We start from the raw sequence: 17672 nt of genomic DNA, 5'->3' as shown, positions 1-17672 counted from the left end.
CGCAACCTCACCGTCATCGGTGACGCGATCGAGAACATCAAGGCCAACCGCGGCATCGACATCGACCTCGACACGCTGCCGATCGAGGACCCGGCCACGTACGAATTGCTCGCGCGCGGTGACACTCTCGGCGTCTTCCAGCTCGACGGCAGTGCGATGCGGGACCTGCTGCGGCGCATGCAGCCCACCGGCTTCGAGGACATCGTCGCCGTCCTGGCGCTGTACCGCCCGGGTCCGATGGGCATGAACGCCCACAACGACTACGCCGACCGCAAGAACGGGCGGCAGGAAGTCAAGCCGATCCACCCGGAGCTCGAGGAGCCGCTCAAGGAGATCCTCAAGGACACCTTCGGCCTGATCGTCTACCAGGAGCAGATCATGCAGATCGCTCAGAAGGTGGCCGGCTACTCGCTGGGACAGGCCGACATCCTCCGTCGAGCCATGGGTAAGAAGAAGCTCTCGGTGCTGGAGGAGGCCTACGCCGGCTTCCGTGACGGCATGCTGAAGAATGAGTTCTCCGAACCGGCCATCAAGGCGCTGTGGGACACCATCCTCCCGTTCGCCGGCTACGCGTTCAACAAGTCGCACGCCGCCGGGTACGGGCTGGTCTCGTTCTGGACCGCCTACCTCAAGGCCAACTATCCGGCCGAGTACATGGCCGGCCTGCTCACGTCCGTCGGCGACGACAAGGACAAGGCGGCGGTGTACCTGTCCGACTGCCGGAAGATGGGCATCACCGTGCTGCCGCCGGACGTCAACGAGTCGGAGGTCAACTTCGCCTCGGTCGGCGAGGACATCCGGTTCGGACTCGGCGCGGTGCGCAACGTCGGCGCCAACGTGGTGGCGTCGATCATCAAGGCGCGCACGGAGAAGTCGAAGTTCACCGACTTCTCCGACTACCTCGGGAAGATCGACGCACTGGCCTGCTCCAAGAAGGTCACCGAATCCCTCATCAAGGCAGGCGGATTCGACTCACTGGACCATCCCCGCAAGGGCCTGATGCTTGTCCACGCCGACGCGATCGACGCGGTGATGGGCACCAAGAAGGCCGAGGCCATGGGCCAGTTCGACCTCTTCGGCGGCGACGACGCGGACGAGTCGGTGACGTCGGTCTTCAACGTGAAGATTCCCGACGAGGAGTGGGACACCAAGCACCGGCTGGCGCTCGAGCGGGAGATGCTGGGCCTGTACGTCTCCGGGCATCCGCTCAACGGCATCGAGCACGTCCTCGCGTCGCAGTCGGACACCGCGATTCCGACCATCCTCGAGGGCGACATCAAGGACGGCACCCAGGTCACCGTCGGTGGCATCCTCGCGTCGGTGAATCGCCGCATCAACAAGAACGGCCTGACGTGGGCGTCCGCGCAGCTCGAGGATCTCTCCGGTGGTATCGAGGTGCTGTTCTTCCCACAGGCGTACTCGGTGTACGGGATGGATGTCGTCGAGGACTCGGTGGTGCTCGTCAAGGCGCGCGTGTCGATCCGGGACGATCGGGTCTCGCTGATCGCGAACGACCTTGCTGTGCCTGATCTTTCGGCGATCGGTGTCGCAAAGCCGGTCGCGGTGAGCCTGCCGGTACGGCAGTGCACCAAGGAGAAGTTGGGCGCCCTCAAACAGGTGCTCACCCGCCACCCCGGCACCTCCGACGTCCACGTGCGGTTGATCGGCAGCCGTGGAACGTCGCTGTGGAAAGTGGACGAGGTCTTGCGGGTGGAGCCGTCATCGGCGCTGATGGGCGACCTCAAGGCGTTGCTCGGGCCGAGCTGCCTGGCGGGCTGAGGTCGAGGAGGTCTCGCCCGCGTTGACGACGGTTCCCGACGTCGGAGCGTGGGCGAGTAGGCTGGAGGCTGTCGACGGCACTTCGCACGCGGGCATTCGAGGCCGCGTCGTCTGTCGATTGAAATGAACCGGCCGAATTCTCGGCCGAGGCAGGAGCGTCGTCATGACGCTACAGCGCACCCAGCTCGAGCCTACGGGGAAGTCCTCAGCCGGACCGGCCATGCACCGAGGTGTCGACGGTCCGCGGTACACGCCGCGGTTGAGGTTGAAGCCCAAGGCTCCGGGCAGCGGATACGTGGACGGCGCGTGGTGGCCGCGCTCGCGAAGTCTCGTCGACGAACTCCCGGACCTGCTGGCTGTGCTCTCGGTCCGAATCGGCCCGGTCGAGCGCGTCGTGTACAGCCTGGCCAATTGGTTCCGGACGCCCGATCGAATTGTGGCACTGGGTCGTTCGGTTCGCCTGGACGGGTACCACTATCAGCCGATCAACACGGTGTATGTGGTCGGGGTCAACCGCGAGCGCATGACCCTGCTGGTCCTCGCGCCGGAGACCGATCCGGGGTACGCGCATCGGACCATGATGCGGGCGGCCGCGCCGAACGACGCGACCACCGCGGACGATCTTCTGATGGCGGGCCTCCGCAGTGCTGCCCGAAGGGCGGACCGCGAGCTCGCGGAAGGTCGGTGGGACGGCGAGGGCGGAGCGTTGGCACGCTGAGGATCCGCGCGGTACGCGTCGTCCCGGATGGTTCTCGTGTCGAGCCGCGGGCGGATCGGGTGGACGTTCGGCGCGGTCGGTCCGGGTGTCGCGAAGTCGATCGAGAACATTCGGAATCGGATCACGTCATCCCGGTAGGCGCTGGACGGTGGGTGGACGATCTCGTCGGCCTCGTTCGCGGATGGCGATCCTCCGATCGGTCAGAGTCCGCCGATATCCGACAGGGTCTGCAGGGCGCCGTCGGTGGCGCGCCACAGCCCGTCGATCTCCTGGTCGGCGGGCTGTGCGGTCGCGGGGCTCTGCAGAGCGAAACCGTTGGCGAGGGTGATGGTGTTGTAGCCGGCGTCGGCGGCGCGCAGTAGCAACGTCGACGGCTCGCTGTTCCCGGCGAGGCGGTCGAGTCCCTCGCCGAGGAAGTAGAACCGCCACAGCGGTCCGAGATCGGCGCCGTAGAGCTCTTTCGAGAGCGTGACGATCGAGCCGCCCTTCACCGCAATCGAATCGACGATCTCGTAGTAGTCGGGAACATTCTCGGGGGTGGTCCCGCTGGTCGCGACCGCGTGGGCGAGGTCGACGGTGAGATGGGCGTTGTAGCCGGCCATCGCCACCCGCGCCGGGCTCAGTGAGCACTGCCGGGTCATCTCGAAGTAGTTCGCCCACGCGGGGTCGGTGGGGGCGCCGGAGAACTCGGCGTGAAGATTGCGGAGATAGCGGGCCAGTAGGTCGTAACTGATGGCGGGGGACCAACGCCGATCGGGGAGCGCGACGGGATCGCGCTGCAGCGGGAGGACGGCCTCGTACTCGACCGCGTTCAGGCCGACCGAGAACAGTCCACGCCAGTCCCGGTGGGCGACGAGGATTTCCGTGATGCGGCGGTGCCGCTCGGCCGCGACCTCGAGCCGATCGAGGCCCGAATCCGACAACGTGGACGTATCACTCAGATTGACGATTGCTTCGATCTCGTTCACGCCGCCCGAACTCGAGTGTCCTCACGCCACGCGCATGCCCGTGGGCAGGCGGCCGATCGGTGTTCTGAGCCGCCGGTGGCCAGCCGCGAGCGCGGCGGCTGCCACCACGGCCTGGATGCCCACGCCGAGTGGCCAGATCGGTCCGGGTCGTGCGGTGGTCGGTGCTGTCGGCGCGTTCCGGTCGGTCAGGCAGGGGATATCCTCGCCGCCGCCGCGCTGCGCGTCGCGGACGCCCGAACTGATCGATCCCATCACGCCGAAGTCCTGGGAGGTGTCGGATGCTTTGGGGACGGCGTCGGAGACGATGACGAAGGGATTGGCCGCGAGCATCCAGGCGGTGCGTTCGGTGTGCAGGAGTGTCCACGACGTCGTCTGGGTCTCGCTGCACATGTAGCGCCCACTGCCGCCGTCGTCGTCGGGTTCCCAGCCGACGACGCTGGGGGCCCGGATCTCCTCGCGGGTCAACGCCGAACCGAGGCCGAAGGCGATCGGCGTCCCCACCGTGAACGCAGCCACCAGCAGATAGGTCGCGGTCACCGCGAAGAGTGGTCGGTGCGAGCGAGCGGAGATCCCGATACCGATCGCGCACATCAGGCCGAGTTCGAGGGCCACCATCACGACGAACACCGGCAGGCTCGCGGCATGGACGCCGCCGCTGAACACCGCCCACAGTAGCGCGGGCACGGCAGCGGCGAGAAAGGCCAGCGACGCGACCCAGGCGGCCAGCCACTTGCCCCACAACAACTGGCCGGGGCGCAGCAGCGTGCCCTGCAGGATCGCGAGCGTTCCCGACGCGCGGTCTCCGCTGATCGAGTTCGCCGACATCGCCGGCACCACCAATAACGCGAACAGTAGGACGAACCCGACGACCAGTTCGAACAGGAACTGGCCGGCCATGTCGGTCGAATTGTCCGCGGCCTGCCCGAGCGCGGTGACCCCGCAGGTCAGGGCGAACCACACGACGAGTAGCACGTACCAACCGCGTGTGCGGAGCCGCTGCCGAAACTCGAGTCCGAAGATCGTCAGGACGCCGTCCAGGTACCCGAGCGTCGGTCGCGTGGTCACAGTGTGTCCTCCTGCATGCTCAGGTACGTCTGCTCCCACGTGCCGGTCGCCGGCGCGAACTCGGTCACGGCAACGCCCTCGGCGACGAGGGCCCGCAGTGCGTCGGCCGCATCGATTTCGTTCTCCACCAGGATCACCCGGTCCCCGGGGCGGCGATCGGTGGATGCGTCGAGTCGGCGTCCGGCACGCAGTAGGGAGGTATCGAGGGCGTCCGGGTCGAGGGCACGCACGACGAAGCGGCGGACCTGGGCGCCTGCCTCGGCGATCGTCTGCATGCGGACAGTCCGCCCGTCCGCCACGAAGACGGCACGATCGGCGGTCTCGTCGAGGTCCGACAGCACGTGCGAACTCACGACGACGGTGCACCCGTCGGCCGCCAAGCGGCGCAGTAGGATTCGCAGATCGATCCGCGCCCCCGGATCGAGACCCGAGGCCGGTTCGTCCAGCAACAGCACCCGGGGGTCGTTGACGAGCGCGCGCGCCAGGGACAGTCGCTGCTGCTGGCCGCGGGATAGTGCACGGGCCGGGGTGTCGGCGAGGTCGGCGAGTTTGACGGTCTCGAGGAGCTCGCCCGCTCGCCGGCCTGCGGAACTCGGGTCGATGCCGTAGAGCCGACCCATGGCGACCAGGATCTCCCGTGCGGTCAACGATTCCCAGACGCCGAGCGTGTCGGGCATCCATCCGAGCAGCGCGCGAACCGCCGAGGTCTCGGTGAGGGGATCGTGCCCGCAGATGTCGATCGAGCCGGCATCGGGGCGCAGCAGCGACGCGAGCATCAGCAGCAGCGTCGTCTTGCCGGACCCGTTCGGCCCGATGAGGGCGGTGACTTCACCGGGGTGCGCGACGAAGTCCATCGAGCGGACGGCCTGGACGGAGCCGAACGCGCGGGACAGGCCCTCGGCGCGGATGCCGGTCTCGGTGGTCGACAGGGTCATCGGCCGAACGCTACTGCGGTTCGGACAATTGCGACGCCGATTCGGGCGGGCGTTGCTCGTCCGGTACTCCGGGAGTGCGTGATTCCGGGGGTGCGTGCGGCTGGGTCAGCTACTCGGCGCCATCGAAAGGTCGCTCGGTGGGCATCATGCGACGCGCCCACCACACCACGACTGTGACACCCGCAGCGATCAGCACCGCGGTCTGCAGGACCTGCGCCACCGTGAGCACGAGCAGGAAGGCGACGAGCCCGGCTGCGATCGCCTCGAGCTTGTACAGCGGCCAGGCGGTTCCGGCCAGGTCGACGGTGGCGTGAGCGCGCCGTCGGTCGTGCCGGGGGAGTGCGGCAGTCATACGGTGCACCTCGGTTTCGCGCTTTGTTCGGCCGGGTCTGTCAATGTGTTCAGACTATCGCCACTCACAAGTTCGGTCCAGCGAACAATTGCAGGAGGCGGACGAAACTCCCAGCGTCCGGACGTTCGGGTGGTGAAGATCATGTACTCCGTGTTCACTGGTGGTCATGCCTCTCACCGGTGAATACGAACCCAGCCCCAGCTCCTGGGCCGCGGACCAGGTCGACCTGTACGAGCGCTCCGGCGGCACCGAGGGAACGATGATGGAGGGCAAGCCCGTCGTCATCCTGACCACCAAGGGTGCCAAGTCCGGCAAGCTGCGCAAGACGCCGCTCATGCGGGTCGAGAACGACGGGCAGTACGCGGTCGTCGCGTCGCTCGGCGGCGCGCCGAAGCACCCCGTCTGGTACCACAACGTGGTCGCCGACCCGCACGTCGAACTCCAGGACGGCCCGGTCAAGCGAGACATGGTCGCGCGCGAGGTGACCGGCGACGAGAAGGCCGTGTGGTGGGAGCGTGCGGTCGAAGCGTGGCCGGCCTACGCCGACTACCAGACCAAGACCGATCGTCAGATCCCGGTGTTCGTGTTGGCGCCGCAGGACTGACTCCGGCTCACGGGCGCAATTGTCGTCCCCGCGCCGAACGGTCCGGATCCGGGTAGCCTGCGAGAAGCAGGGGATCGATTCCGGACCGTTCGGACGGAGGCTGGCATGGCGGCGAAAACTGTTGCAGATCAACTTGTTTCCCAATTGATCGATGCGGGCGTGCAACGCATCTACGGCATCGTCGGGGACAGTCTCAATCCGGTCGTCGACGCGGTGCGTCGGTCCGGCGGATCGGCCGCCGGCGGCATCGACTGGGTGCACGTCCGGCACGAGGAGGTCGCGGCCTTCGCCGCCGCGGCCGAGGCGCAGATCACCGGCAGGCTCGCGGTGTGCGCGGGTTCGTGCGGACCCGGGAACCTCCATCTGATCAACGGCCTGTACGACGCGAACCGCTCCGGCGCGCCGGTGCTCGCGATCGCCTCGCACATTCCGAGCACCCAGATCGGGACCGGATACTTCCAGGAAACGCATCCCGACCGGCTGTTCGTCGAGTGTTCCCGCTACAACGAGATGATCAGCATCCCCGCGCAGGCGCCGCGGATCGTGCAGAGCGCGATGCAGCACGCGATCGCGCAATCCGGGGTCGCGGTGATCACGCTGCCCGGTGATGTCGCCGACGAGCCCGCGGTGGGCGCGGCGCCGCCGCTGGTGCGGACGGGCGCCCCGTCGGTGGTGCCGGCGGACGACGACGTCCGGGCGCTCGCCGACGCGATCAACGCCGCATCCGCGGTGGCGATCTTCGCCGGTGCCGGGGTCCGCGGCGCCCGCGACGAACTGCTCGCCCTCGCGGACACGATCGGGGCTCCGATCGGGCATTCCTTGCGGGGCAAGGAGTGGATCCAGTACGACAACCCCTTCGACGTCGGCATGACCGGTCTGCTCGGGTACGGGGCGGCGCACGACGGCATCCACGGGGCCGATCTGTTGCTGCTCGTCGGGACCGACTTCCCGTACGACCAGTTCCTGCCCGACGACGTGCGGACCGCGCAGATCGACATCGCGGCCGAGAAGCTGGGCCGGCGCACCGGCGTCGACCTCGCGGTGCACGGTGACACCCGGTCGGTGCTGCGCGCGCTGACGCCGCTCGTCGAACCCAAGGGCGATCGCGGCTTCCTCGACCGAACCCGGGACCGCCACGACAAGCTCATGACCCGCGTCGTCGGGGCCTACACCGAGCCGGCCAAGCAGCGGATCCCGATCCATCCCGAGTACGCGGCATCGATCCTCGACGATGTCGCCGCCGCCGACGCGATCTTCACCGCCGACACCGGCATGTGCAACGTGTGGACCGCTCGCTACCTCAATCCCAACGGCCGGCGCCGGTTCCTGTCGTCGGCGCTGCACGGTTCGATGGCGAACGCTCTGCCGCACGCGATCGGTGCGCAGTTCGCGCAGCCGGACCGTCAGGTGGTGGCGATGTCGGGTGACGGCGGACTGTCGATGTTGCTGGGTGACCTCGTCACCGTCGCGATGTACAAGCTGCCGGTCAAGATCGTCGTGTTCGACAACTCGACGCTCGGCATGGTCAAGCTCGAGATGCTGGTCGACGGTCTGCCCGATTTCGGGGTCGATGTCCCGTCTGTCGACTATGCGGCAGTTGCTGCGGCGCTGGGGATCTACTCCCGCCGCATCGAGGATCCGGCGGATCTCGAATCGGGACTCCGGTCGGCTCTCGACCACGACGGTCCGGCGCTGGTCGACATCGTTACCGACCCCAACGCGTTGTCGTTGCCGCCCACCATCACCGGCGAGCAGGTGCGCGGATTCGCGCTGGCGATGTCGCGGATGGTGATGAACGGCGGTGTGGGAGAAGCGGTTCAGATGGCGAAGTCGAATCTCCGGAACGTCCCGCGGCCGTCCCAGTTCTCGCGGAAGGACTGACGCCGTCCGCCGACAGCGGGGCGGTTGCGCGGCACCGGGTGCGCAGTGGGAACATGGTTGGGTGTCAAATTCGCCTGAACTCGCAGAACTGAAGGTCACCTCGCCCGCGCTCACCGCGGACGAGATCGATGCTGCTGCCGAGCGAATTGCGCACATTATCGACGCGACACCCCTGCAGATCAGTGATCGGCTCTCGGCGCTGACCGGCGCACGGGTGTACCTCAAGCGCGAAGACCTCCAGGTGGTCCGCTCCTACAAGCTCCGCGGCGCCTACAACCTGATCATGCAGTTGAACGACGCCGAACGTGCCGCGGGTGTCGTCACCGCGAGCGCCGGCAACCACGCGCAGGGTGTGGCGTTCGCGTGCCGGGCGATGGAGATCCGCGGGCGCATCTACGTTCCGGCCAACACGCCCAAGCAGAAGCGTGACCGGATCATGGTCCACGGTGGCGGCTTCGTCGAACTGATCCCGACGGGGGAGACCTACGACGCGGCGGCCGCGGCGGCCGCCGCCGATGTCGAACGGACGGGCGCCACCATGGTGCCGCCGTTCGACGACGCCCGCACCGCGGCGGGCCAGGGCACCATCGCGGCGGAGATCCTCGAGCAGTTGGGTCAGGCGCCGGACAGCGTCATCGTCCCGGTCGGTGGCGGCGGCTGCATCGCCGGCATCGCGACGTACCTGCACGAGCGCGCGCCGCAGACCACCATCGTCGGTGTCGAGCCCGTGGGGGCGGCGTCGATGACCGCGGCCCTCGTCGCAGGCGGACCGGTGACGCTGCCCGAGGTGGACCCGTTCGTCGACGGTGCCGCGGTCAAGCGGGTCGGCGACCTGCCCTACGCGGTGGTCTCCGAGCTCGGTGCGAACGTCGTCTCGCACGCGTCGCTGCCGTTGGTGGCGGGCACCCGCACGGGCCGGGGTTCGAAGATGGGCTCGGAGAAGTTCGCGATGACGCAGGTCGACGAGGGTGCGATCTGCACCGCGATGCTCGAGCTGTACCAGAACGAGGGCATCATCGCCGAGCCGGCCGGTGCGCTGTCGGTGACCGCGCTGGGGCATCTGGACGTCGCGCCGGGCAGCACGGTGGTGTGTCTGATCTCAGGCGGCAACAATGACGTCTCCCGGTACGGCGAGATCCTCGAGCGTTCGCTCGTCCACCTCGGGCTCAAGCACTACTTCCTGGTGGACTTCCCGCAGGAGCCGGGTGCGCTGCGCCGCTTCCTCGACGAGGTGCTCGGGCCCGACGACGACATCACGCTGTTCGAGTACGTCAAGCGCAACAACCGTGAGACGGGTGCCGCGCTGGTCGGCGTCGAGCTCGGCTCGGCGGACGGGCTCACCGACCTGCTCGACCGGATGCGCGAGTCGCGCCTGCAGGTGGAACAGCTCGAGCCCGGCTCCCCGGCGTACCGCTACCTCACGTAGCGGGGTCGTCCTTCGCCGCCGCGGTGGTGCCGAGCAATCGGTCCACCACCCGGCGGTGCAGGTCCGGATCGGGTTCGGGTAGGCCGAGCAGGGCCGCGAGGTAGATGCCGTCGCCGACCAGGCGCACGATCTCGGCCTGGACCGGATCGTCGATCTCGGCGAGCAGTCCGTCGTCCCACGAGCGCATGACATCGGCGACGGCCTGCTGCACCTCGTCGTGCTGCCCGTCGGCGCTGCGCATCGCCGCGAGCATCGATCGGTACAGCGCCATCTCGTCCGCGGAGTCGGCGCCGGGGTACTGCAGGTAGATCTCGGACACGGTCCGTCCGCCGGCTACAGCATCGGCGAGCTGCTGGTCGGACCGGTCGCCCAGGCGGCGGACCATCGATGCGAGCAGGGCTTCCTTGCTGGGGAAGTGGTAGAGCAGCCCGCCCTTCGAGACGCCTGCCGCCGCGGCGACGGCCTCGAGCGTCACGTGGGCGATGCCGACGTCGTGCAGCAGGCTTTCGAGGGCGTCGAGGATGCGATCGCGTGTGTCGGAGGCCATGAAAATCAATGTACCGGCTGGACGGTGAACTGCTACCCTAGGCAAGGGCACTGTACCGGCTGGACGGTTCACCTCCCGGTCGGTTTCCGTTCATCGAAGAAGAGTTCGTAGGAGAAGAGATGTCAGTGGGCGCGGTGCGGGATCCGCACGAGGTTCGGGCCGGCCGGAAGGACTGGCTCGGGCTGGTCGTGCTGGCCTTCGCGGTCCTGCTCATCTCCGTCGATGCGACGGTCCTGGATCTCGCTCTGCCGTTCATCAGTGAGGACCTGGCACCGAGCAGCACGCAGTTGCTGTGGATCATCGACGTCTATTCGTTCGTGCTCGCCGGTCTGCTGGTCACGATGGGCACGCTCGGTGACCGGATCGGGCGCCGGAAGCTGCTCCTGATCGGCGCGGCCGGGTTCGGCTTGGCCTCGCTGATCGCGGCGTGGTCGGCCAGCCCCGAGATGCTGATCGCCGCCCGTGTCCTGCAAGGTGTGTCGGGCGCGACGCTGATGCCCGCGACGCTGGGCCTGATCCGGACCATGTTCGTCAACCCGCACCAGCGCACCACCGCGATCGGCGTGTGGGGCGCGATGGCCGGTGGCGGCGCCGCGGCCGGACCGCTGATCGGCGGCTGGCTGCTCGAACACTACTGGTGGGGTTCGGTGTTCCTCATCAACATTCCGGTGATGGTCGCGCTCATCGCCTTCGGCCCGCTGGTGATCCCGGAGTCGAAGGATCCGATGCCGGGTCGCTTCGACCTCGCCAGCGCCGGTCTGTCGATGCTCGCGATGGTGCCGATGGTGTACGCGGTCAAGGAGACTGCGGTGCACGGGCCGAGTTGGATGCTCACCGCGATCGGTGTCGTCGGAGTCGTCGCGGGGTGGATCTTCGTCCGCCGTCAACGTTCACTCGCCGACCCGATGATCGACCTGTCGCTGTTCGCGCGGCCGGCGTTCTCGACGGCGGTGGTGACGAACCTGCTGTCGATCTTCGCGCTCGCCGGCGTGCTGTTCTTCGGTTCGCAGTACCTGCAGCTGGTGCTCGGCTACAGCCCGCTCGACGCGGGTCTGTTGATGCTGCCGGGCACACTCGTCAGTGCCGCCGCCTCGCTCGCGGCGGCGTGGCTGGTGCGCCGCTGGGCGCCCGGCCAGGTGCTGAGCATCGGGCTCGTGGTCGCGGCCCTGGGTGCGGCGGCGTTGATCGCACTGGGCACCGACACCGGGCCGCAGGCGTTCGTCATCGGGTTCATCCTGGCGGGCGCCGGCGTCGGCGTGGCGTTGACTCTCACCTCCGACCTGGTGGTCAGCGCGGTCGAACCGGAACGCGCCGGTGCCGCGTCGGCCGTCTCGGAGACGGCGTACGAGCTCGGTGTCGCGCTGGGTGTCGCCGTGCTCGGCAGCGTGGTGCTCGCGATCTTCCGTCGCGGACTGGACGTCTCGACGCTCGACCCCGACCAGGTGCACATGGCGCAGGGCACGCTCGGCGGTGCGATGGAGGTGTCGAAGTCGATGCCGGTGGACCAGGCGACCGCGTTCGTCGACGCCGCGCAATCGTCCTTCGTCGACGGCATGCACATCGCCGCCGGTGCGACGTCTGTCATCCTGTTCGCGACCGCGATCCTGGTGGCGCGGATGCTGCGTCAGCGCTGACTGTCACGGTCTACGCGGCCGACCCGATCTTGTCGATCGGGTCGGCCGCTTTCGCGTCTGTGGAGTGCCATTCCGGATGCCATGTGGCGCAGTGCGATACGTCACACCGAGCGCGCACCTGGCCGGATCAGGACCTTTGATTCAACATTCAACGGGTGAAACTGAGGGTGATTTGCCGGTTCACCCTCCCGCTTCGATCGCTCGACGGGATTCGGTTCGGTCGTCGAATCATGTTGCTGATCAGGGTGTTTCGATCGACTTTCACCCTGGGGTGAAGTGATCGGCGCGCCGATTCGGGTGGTGCGGGATGTATCGACGTTTATGTTTGTATGTCCGGCGTCGGGGTGATTGTCCATTCATCATCCATTTCGCCGTGGCGTGTCTGGCCGGGCGTTCATAAGAAGGGCCTCAAATGGGGAGGTTAGGCGGCGCCCTGCGTAAGGGCGCCATCCGAGCTGTGGTCATGGCCATGGTGGCCGGTGCGGTCACAGTCACGGCAGCGACAGTCGGTGCGGGGAACGCTGCGGCTACCGGCGCACCACTGAGTTGCGACGTGCTCTACTCAGTCGACAACAACACCGGTAAGGCGAAGGAAATCAACCCTGCCACAGGGGAGACGAGTGTTGCATTCGAGCTGAAGCCGAAGGATTCGAGCCACAACCAGCTCGGCATCGGTCCAGGTGGCAAGTACGCGATCTACACGTCCGGCAACGGCAAGATCTACAAGTACGACGCCGCATCTGGTGCGTCGTCTGACGGCGTGAACAAGCCTTCCGGCTTCACGACGACGCACGGCGCTGTGAATCCGGCGGATGGCCTGTACTACTTCGGCGGGGCATCTGGTGAAGGCTTCAAGTTCGGTGCGTACGACCCGGCCACCGACAAAGCAACGGGCACTGTCATCACCGTCAAGGTCAACAAGAAGCCTGGTGACAACGGTGATTTGGCGTTCGACGCGAAGGGCAATATGTATATCGTTGCCGCTTCTGCATCCAATGACGACAAGCAGGGCGTCGGTGTCGTGTATTCGGTCCCTGGGCCGATGCCGAAGTCGGGCGAATCTCAGCTTTCGGGTACCGCGATCACGCAGGTGACCGATGCCTTCGACGCGAGCAACTCGATTGCCTTCGGCCCCAATGGCTATCTGTATGTCGGTAGCTCCGATCATCTCTATCGAGTGGATCCGAGCACGGGCAAGTGGGTCGCGGAGCTGAAGAAATCGGACATGACGGACATGGGCTCCTGTGTCGATCCGAACACGATCGAGCTGCACAAGACTCTTCCGGACGGACGGGTCAGCAAGGACGATCAGTTCAGTCTGAAGATCGACGGAGACGGCCTGACGACGGGCAACACGGCGACCACGTCGGGTGCCAAGACTGGACTCCAGGACGTGGTGGCAGGTCCGGTTCTCGGGCTGGCTGGCAAGACCTACACCCTCACCGAAACCGCCCAGAACGGCGCAAACCTCGACAACTACGTCACCACGTGGGAGTGCGTGGACGCCAAGACACAGACGAAGAAGTCCGGCGAAGGCACGACCATCACCGTGGAGATTCCGGCTGGTGAGAGCGGCAAGAGCACCAGTTGCACGTTCACCAATGCAGCCAAGAAACCCGGTCTGGCGCTGGTGAAGTCGGTGTCGCCCGATGCCGCCTACAAGGTGGGTGACGTCGTTACCTACAGCTTCAAGATGACGAACACCGGTGCCGTCCCGCTCGCGGACGTCAAGCCGGTGGAGAAGTCCTTCACCGGCGCGCTCGGCAAGATGTCGGCGTTCATCTGCCCGGATGCGGGTAAGGCGTTGGCACCCAACGCATCTACGACCTGCACCGCGACGTACGAGATCCAGCAGGGTGACGTCGACCGCGGCACGGTCCTCAACACGGCGACGGCTACCGGAACCGATCCGGGTGGCAAGCCTGTCACGTCGAACGAATCGGACGCCAAGCTCGGGGGCGGCCCGGTCGCGCCCGGTATCGAGCTGAACAAGGTTGCGTCGCCGAATACGGAAGAGACCTACAAGCTCGGTCAGACCGTCAAGTACAGCTTCCAGGTCAAGAACACCGGCAATGTGACGCTGACGGATGTGAAGATCAACGAGGGCGATTTCACCGGCGAGGGCACGCTTTCGGCCATCGAGTGCCCGGTGAAGTCCGTGGCCCCGGGCGGCACGGTGACGTGCACGGCGGACTACACGCTGACGCAGGCGGACATCGATGCCGGCAAGGTCGACAACACTGCGACCGCGACGGGTACGCCGCCGGGCAAGGACACGCCTCCCGTCACCTCCGAGCCGGACACGGAGACGGTCAAGGGCAATCCCTTGAAGAAGCTCACGCTGGTGAAGGACGCATCGCCGTCGACGACCGAGTCCTACAAGGTCGGCCAGGAGATCGAGTACACCTTCACCATCACCAACGCCGGTGAAGTGACGCTCACGAACGTGCACCCCAACGAGGTCGACTTCTCGGGCGACAATTCGAAGCTGAGTGACTTCGTCTGCCCGGATGCTTCGAAGCCATTGGCGCCCAATGCCTCTACGACGTGCACCGCCACCTACGTGCTGTCGCAGGCGGACATCGATGCCGGTGAGGTCGTGAATGTCGCGACTGCCACGGGTACGCCTCCGGGCGGTGGCGAGCCGGTCACGTCGGAGCCGGACGGCAAGACCCTCTCGGGTGAGTCGAAGCCCGCGATCGCGCTGGAGAAGACCGCTGCGCCATCGGCTGCGGACGAGTTCCAGGTGGGCAAGACCGTCACGTACACGTTCAAGATGACCAACACCGGCAACGTGACGCTGAAGGATGTGCATCCGAAGGAGCTCGAATTCTCGGCGGGCCTGGGCAAGATCTCGGAGTTCACCTGCCCGGATCGGGACAAGCCTCTGGCGCCCAATGCTTCCGCGGAGTGCACCGCGACGTACACGCTGACTCAGGCGGACGTCGATGCCGGCAAGCTCGACAACCTCGCTGAGGCGACGGGTACGCCTCCGACCGGCGAACCGGTGACCTCGAAGCCGGACGATGAGAAGCTGACGGGCAACCAGAAGCCGGCCCTCGAGATCGTGAAGACCGCGTCGCCCAAAGGCGTCGAGGACTTCAAGGTCGGCCAGGAGATCACCTACACGTTCGACATCACCAACACGGGTAACCAGACCCTGACGGACGTCTCGGTCGTCGAGGGCGACTTCTCGGGCTCCGGTGACATCACGGACATGTCCTGCCCGGTCGAGGCGGAGTCCATGGCGCCCGGCGACAAGGTGACCTGCTCGGCGAAGTACACGATCACGCAGGACGACGTGAACGCCGGCAAGCTCGACAACGTTGCGAGCGCCACGGGCACGCCTCCGGGTTCCGAGACGCCGATCGAGTCGCCGCAGGACGAGGAGAACCTGACCGGTGACCCGAAGTCGGGGCTGACGCTCGAAAAGACTGCGGAGCCGCGAGAGAACGTTCAGGTGGGTGACACCGTCACCTACAAGTTCGCGGTCACCAACGCCGGTGATCAGACCCTCACCGAGGTGACGGTCAACGAGGAAGAGTTCTCCGGTACCGGCACGCTGTCGGACATCACGTGCCCGGACACCACGCTGGATCCCGGTGAATCGGTGATCTGTGAGGCCACCTACACGTTCACCGATGAGGACATGAAGGCAGGCTCGATCGACAATGTCGCCACGGCGACCGGTACTTCGCCGTCGAAGAATCCTGTCGAATCGAATCGGTCGGACGAGACCGTCACGGCCGGCGAGCAGCCCGGTGGAACCGGTTCGCTCGGTTCACTGGGCCTCGGCTCCCTCGGATCTCTCGGGGCGGGTTCGCTCGGTAGCGGTTCGCTAGCGGCGGGCTCTCTGGCGGCAGGTTCCCTCGCAGCCGGATCTCTGGCCGCGGGCTCGCTGGAGAACGCCGGCTCGCAGGACAACGCAGGTTCGTCCGGCTCGTCGGGTTCGGCCGGCTCGCAGGACAACGCAGGTTCATCCGGCTCGTCGGGTTCGGCCGGCTCGGACTCCGGTACGCCCGGTACGCCCGGCGAGAATCCCGGCACGCCTGGTGGCAACCCCGGTACTCCCACCGACCCGGGCACTCCCGGTAACCCCGGCAACTCCGGTAACCCCGGTAACTCGGGGAACGGGAACGCCGGCAACGGCGGCACCGCCGGTGATTCCGACACCGGGAAGGGCGCGCTGATCGATTCGGGTCTGGGCGCCGATGGTGACAGTGGTCTGAACGCGGGCCTCGTCGCCGGCGGACTGGCATTGCTGGTCGCCGCGGCAGGCGTCCTGTTCGTGGCACTGCGCAGGCGCAAGGCTGCGGAAGGCGATGTCACAGATCTGTGATGGTCGCTGATGTGTGACCGGGTGGCCCGGGACCGTGTTCGGTCCCGGGCCACCCGGCTGTCTCGGCAAGATTGTGGTGAACGGAGGACTTCCATCGTGGGCAGACATTCGGTGACGCGTCGGTCGGGTCGGAGCGGGACGATCGTGCTGGTGCTGATGGCGTTGGTGCTGCTCGCGGGTGGTGGTTTTCTGGTCGTACGTGGGTTGGAGTCCGGGGCGGCGACCGCGGCGCCGGTGCCGGAGTCGACGTTCGATGTGCCGGCGGACGGTGTCGGTGATCCGGTTGCGGGACCGTTGCCGTCGGTGGGCGACGGTGGGCGGGCGCGGAAGCCGGGGCCGGCGGCAGCGGATCCGGCGGCGCGGTCGCAGGTGCCGTTCGGTCCGGTGCCGGACAACAGTGTGGTGATTCCGGCGATCGGGGTGGAGACGGGGTTGGATCCGTTGGGGCTGGCGGGGGATGGGAGTTTGTTGTTGCCGCGGGACGTGGCCGAGGTGACGTATTGGACGGGGTCGGCGCCGATCGACGCCTCGGAGGGCGGGATCTTGGTGGCCGGGCACGTCGATGACGCCCATCAGGGTGAGGGTGCGTTGTACTGGATGCACACCTTGTTCCCGGGTGATGCGGTGTATGTGACGAAGGATGGCGTCGTGACGCGTTGGAAGGTGACGCGGATGGAGCGGTTCGTCAAGCAGGTGTTGCCGGAGTGGGTGTTCCAGGGGGCTGGTGGTCCGCGGGAGTTGCACCTCGTCACGTGTGGTGGGGAGATCGTGAAGGATGCGCAGGGGCGGGGGACGTATCTGGAGAACGTGGTGGTGACCGCCGTCCCATTCTGATCCGGTCGCGCACATCTCCGTAGCCGCCGCCGACTCATCCTGCCGAGCGCGCGAGATTCCAAGCAGGGCAGTGGCGTACGTCACTGAAATGCGGCAGAGTGGGTACCTACGCCCCAGTCTGCGGCCACTCCGTCGCCGCGGAATCGACGGCCTTCCGCCATTCGAACGACCGGCCGGAACTGGACGAGCGACCGACGAAAATGGGTGATTTCGGGGGTGAAATCTCTGTTCGCGCCTCCGCGGCCGTATGCTGCGACCTTGGCTCCTTTGATCCGCTCAATCACGTTGTAGCGCAACAGGGTTATCCGCGCCTGTGCGCTTGGCGGCAGTCCGCAAGCCCGGAATCAAACGCTGGTTTGTGTCACCGCTTGTGCTGCCAATCGGGTATATGGATGGTTGTCCAGTTTGTGGTGTTCAGGGGAAGGAGCCGAATGGCAAGCCTTACGGTCGCGTCGCACGCGTCCCGAAGACTGCTCGCCGGTCACGACTCGGACATCCGGGCTCGCGCACACCGAGATGCCCGAGCGATCGCACGCCACCTCGTCCGCAAGCTCGGTGACAAGGACGTGGCATAAGCCTCCAGTGACATC

14 protein-coding genes are annotated in these 17672 nt (G+C 66.8%); 9 read left to right on the top strand and 5 right to left on the bottom strand.

The features are described 5' to 3' along the window. Together dnaE and AC1RIF_RS22975 are read left to right on the top strand one after the other, a co-directional pair. The coding region (dnaE, locus tag AC1RIF_RS22980) for a DNA polymerase III subunit alpha (RefSeq protein WP_492603681.1) at positions 1-1779 on the top strand (1779 nt) is incomplete at its 5' end. Positions 1780-1999: 220 nt separating this feature from the next. Next, positions 2000-2497, top strand: coding sequence for a DUF5994 family protein (locus AC1RIF_RS22975; RefSeq protein WP_492603689.1), 498 nt, complete (start codon positions 2000-2002; stop codon positions 2495-2497). A gap of 200 nt (positions 2498-2697) precedes the next feature. Here the strand turns inward: AC1RIF_RS22975 and AC1RIF_RS22970 are convergent, their stop codons facing one another. The 4 genes from AC1RIF_RS22970 to AC1RIF_RS22955 all read right to left on the bottom strand — a co-directional run bounded on the left by AC1RIF_RS22970 (position 2698) and on the right by AC1RIF_RS22955 (position 5817). Continuing rightward, positions 2698-3465, bottom strand: coding sequence for a DUF5995 family protein (locus tag AC1RIF_RS22970; RefSeq protein ID WP_492603680.1), 768 nt, complete (start codon positions 3463-3465; stop codon positions 2698-2700). Between the two features lie 21 nt (positions 3466-3486). Then, positions 3487-4530, bottom strand: coding sequence for an ABC transporter permease (locus tag AC1RIF_RS22965; protein WP_492603679.1), 1044 nt, complete (start codon positions 4528-4530; stop codon positions 3487-3489). Continuing rightward, entirely contained in the window at positions 4527-5465 is a 939-nt protein-coding gene (locus AC1RIF_RS22960; RefSeq protein ID WP_492603678.1) for an ABC transporter ATP-binding protein, read from the bottom strand. The genes AC1RIF_RS22965 and AC1RIF_RS22960 overlap by 4 nt, the downstream gene beginning before the upstream one ends. A 109-nt stretch (positions 5466-5574) precedes the next feature. After that, positions 5575-5817, bottom strand: a complete 243-nt coding sequence (locus AC1RIF_RS22955; RefSeq protein WP_492603677.1) for a hypothetical protein — start codon at positions 5815-5817, stop codon at positions 5575-5577. Between the two features lie 166 nt (positions 5818-5983). On the opposite strand from AC1RIF_RS22955, the gene AC1RIF_RS22950 reads away from it, so the two are divergent. The 3 genes from AC1RIF_RS22950 (at position 5984) to ilvA (ending at position 9728) form a co-directional block, all read left to right on the top strand. Next, on the top strand, positions 5984-6421 hold the full coding sequence (locus tag AC1RIF_RS22950) for a nitroreductase family deazaflavin-dependent oxidoreductase (RefSeq protein WP_492603676.1): 438 nt from the start codon (positions 5984-5986) through the stop codon (positions 6419-6421). Positions 6422-6526: 105 nt separating this feature from the next. Then, the gene (locus AC1RIF_RS22945) at positions 6527-8302 is read left to right on the top strand and encodes a pyruvate dehydrogenase (protein ID WP_492603675.1); all 1776 of its coding nucleotides are present in this window, start codon (positions 6527-6529) and stop codon (positions 8300-8302) included. Positions 8303-8363: 61 nt separating this feature from the next. Beyond that, positions 8364-9728, top strand: a complete 1365-nt coding sequence (ilvA, locus tag AC1RIF_RS22940) for a threonine ammonia-lyase IlvA (protein ID WP_492603674.1) — start codon at positions 8364-8366, stop codon at positions 9726-9728. Here ilvA and AC1RIF_RS22935 read toward each other — a convergent pair. Next, positions 9721-10275, bottom strand: coding sequence for a TetR/AcrR family transcriptional regulator (locus AC1RIF_RS22935; protein ID WP_492603673.1), 555 nt, complete (start codon positions 10273-10275; stop codon positions 9721-9723). The two genes, ilvA and AC1RIF_RS22935, sit on opposite strands and share 8 nt — an antisense overlap. Before the next feature lie 119 nt (positions 10276-10394). On the opposite strand from AC1RIF_RS22935, the gene AC1RIF_RS22930 reads away from it, so the two are divergent. From AC1RIF_RS22930 to AC1RIF_RS22915, 4 genes are all read left to right on the top strand, one after another. After that, positions 10395-11909: an MFS transporter gene (locus AC1RIF_RS22930; RefSeq protein WP_492603672.1), complete on the top strand. Its 1515-nt coding sequence runs from the start codon at positions 10395-10397 to the stop codon at positions 11907-11909. Between the two features lie 553 nt (positions 11910-12462). Then, positions 12463-16248 (top strand): CLIPPER-2 domain-containing protein, encoded by a 3786-nt coding sequence (locus AC1RIF_RS22925; protein ID WP_492603671.1) that lies wholly within the window; start codon positions 12463-12465, stop codon positions 16246-16248. Positions 16249-16344: 96 nt separating this feature from the next. Continuing rightward, positions 16345-17082 carry a class F sortase gene (locus AC1RIF_RS22920; RefSeq protein ID WP_492603670.1) on the top strand — a complete coding sequence of 246 codons (738 nt, stop codon included), beginning with the start codon at positions 16345-16347 and terminating at the stop codon, positions 17080-17082. 431 nt (positions 17083-17513) lie between these two features. Continuing rightward, entirely contained in the window at positions 17514-17657 is a 144-nt protein-coding gene (locus AC1RIF_RS22915; protein ID WP_492603669.1) for a hypothetical protein, read from the top strand. The last annotated feature ends 15 nt before the right edge of the window (positions 17658-17672 follow it).

It is taken from the genome of Prescottella sp. GW823-FHT02E09 (genome assembly GCF_058797375.1).
Note: the sequence above shows the minus strand (reverse complement) of the source record. Positions and strands in the feature narration are given on the sequence as shown.